This window comes from Thiohalocapsa halophila (genome assembly GCF_016583825.1).
Lineage (GTDB): Bacteria > Pseudomonadota > Gammaproteobacteria > Chromatiales > Chromatiaceae > Thiohalocapsa > Thiohalocapsa halophila.
The window spans coordinates 1-1,915 of the sequence record NZ_NRRV01000164.1 but is presented as its reverse complement, the minus strand read 5'-3'; the positions used below and the strand labels follow the sequence as shown (position 1 = coordinate 1,915).

Genomic DNA, 1,915 nt, shown 5'->3' with positions numbered 1-1,915 from the left:
GGTTGGCGGCGCGGCGCTGCCGGGGAGCGCGTCCGCCGCCGGTACGGCCTTGATGGCGCGCTGGCCGCGGCCGTTGGGGTCGTTGCCGGCGCTGAACACCCAGCGGCTGCCGACCTCCGGCGCGCTGCCTTGCGGCAGGGCGCTGACGTGCACGAAGACGTCTTTGCCGCCGTCATCGGGGCGCAGGAAGCCGTAGCCTTTGTCTTGGCGCCAGCGGACGAGGCGGCCTTCTCTCAGGCCGGCTGCGTCTTGCGGCATGGGGGTCTCCCTAATTTGTGCGCTGGGCGGATTGTTGCACGTTGCGGCTCTGGTGCGGGTACTGGAGCGGGCGCGGGAGCGCCCGGGGAGGCGTGACACCGCGGGAGCGGTGTCACGAGTAAGCCTGTGCGCCGCGGCGCGTCGGGGCTGAGGTTGCTCGCACGGGGGCGGCGCGGGTCTTTGTGGGAGCGGCCTTAGCCGCGAGCTGCGGTGGTTGCGGAACGCGGGGCTGTCGCGGCTGAAGCCGCTCCCACGGGGGCTTGTGCTCAGCCCGGTTTAGCCAAGCGGCTCATCGACTGTCCAATCCTGTACTCGCAGGGCCGGGATCGACTGGGAATGCTGGAGGTTCCGGCTCACCAAGATCGCTCAGCGACTCAACGCGATGGCAGCGATTGTGGTGTCTTGCGAGCCGAGTCGCAAACGCCCGGCGGTTAGTGCTGAGAATTCCGCCTCCGCTGCGTCATCGAACCGCAGAATCAGAAGTGCGCAACCGCTGCTCGACACCACGCCAGAGCGCCCGTTGCAGTTCTGGTGATAAGTGCATCAACCAGTCGATGATCCTGAATAGGTCGATGATGCGCTGTTTGTCCCAGTTGCGATCAAAGATTAGTTTAACTAGACCATATCACAGTTCTTCCTAGACCGATTTTTCAATGCCCGCCTGTCGAAGTATCTCAGCCAGTAGCCCCATACCGATCTCTTGACCGCTATGCGGGTTCGGAATTCGGATCTTTTGTCTACCCTTTTGCATAAATTGGTGGCGCTTGCCCGAGAATGGACCTGAATACCCCAAGGCCCGGAATTTTCGAATCAACTCCTGTCGCGGGATCGCTCCGGGCATTCATGCGGCCTCGGATTCCACGATGCCAAGATCCAGGCCTTCGACGGTGGGGATTGGGTCTTGATCACGTATTTTGAGAATTAACCACTCTTCAAGGACCTCGCGCAACTCGGAACGACATGCCTCCACGGTCGCCGCGTTGGCCCACACGCCGTCAAATCCAGGGATTTCGGCAAACCACGTCTGATCATCGAGCATTTTATATTCGGAGCGAGCCAAGGCCGCTTGAATGTATTCAGTCAGCATGGGATTCCTCACGCAGATTTATCACTGAAGGATACCAAAGCTCGTCGAGGTCCTTTGCATCGAAAAGCCGCGCAGGCAATCAAATCAGCGCAGCGATCTGTTGGCAAGGCGTGTCGTCGTCTTATCTCGGCGTCTCGGTCATTGTAGCTCCACCTGGCCGCTGGCGCTGCAGACGGCGTGGCCGCTGCCGGCGAGCGGGAGCTGCAGGCGCTCAGGACAACGGCCGCTTCGCCTTGTTGCATGCCCTGCTGCATGCCCCCTGTGTGTCAGGCTAGTTGTCGCGGCAGGGATGCCGCTCCCACACGACCTCGCGCGGCAGAATTTCGGGGACGGTAATCTTAATTGCCGCGCCTTTCGGATTCCAGACCTTGCCTCCGTGTCCGGCTGGGTGTTGCGACAGGGATGGCGCTGCCGGGGCGACCAGGTGGCTGTGCAAGCGGCCTTTGCTGCGATGCGATTGGGACGGGGCAGCGGCATCGTCGCGGCAGGGATACCGCTCCCCGTGTGAGCAGGCTCTGGCCGCGATGCCATCAATGCCGGGACAGGCGCGCTGCCGCGGGCTCCTGGGGC

At 62.8% G+C, this 1,915-nt stretch carries 3 protein-coding genes; all 3 read right to left on the bottom strand.

Annotated elements, in window-relative coordinates; genetic code table 11:
- Positions 1–258: cold shock domain-containing protein (locus tag CKO31_RS25690; protein ID WP_200243660.1), on the bottom strand; the 258-nt coding region annotated here is incomplete at its 3' end.
- A gap of 637 nt (positions 259–895) precedes the next feature.
- The gene (locus tag CKO31_RS25685) at positions 896–1,099 is read right to left on the bottom strand and encodes a type II toxin-antitoxin system HicA family toxin (protein ID WP_200243659.1); all 204 of its coding nucleotides are present in this window, start codon (positions 1,097–1,099) and stop codon (positions 896–898) included.
- Positions 1,100–1,345 carry a type II toxin-antitoxin system HicB family antitoxin gene (locus CKO31_RS25680; RefSeq protein WP_200243657.1) on the bottom strand — a complete coding sequence of 82 codons (246 nt, stop codon included), beginning with the start codon at positions 1,343–1,345 and terminating at the stop codon, positions 1,100–1,102.
- Positions 1,346–1,915 lie beyond the last annotated feature (570 nt).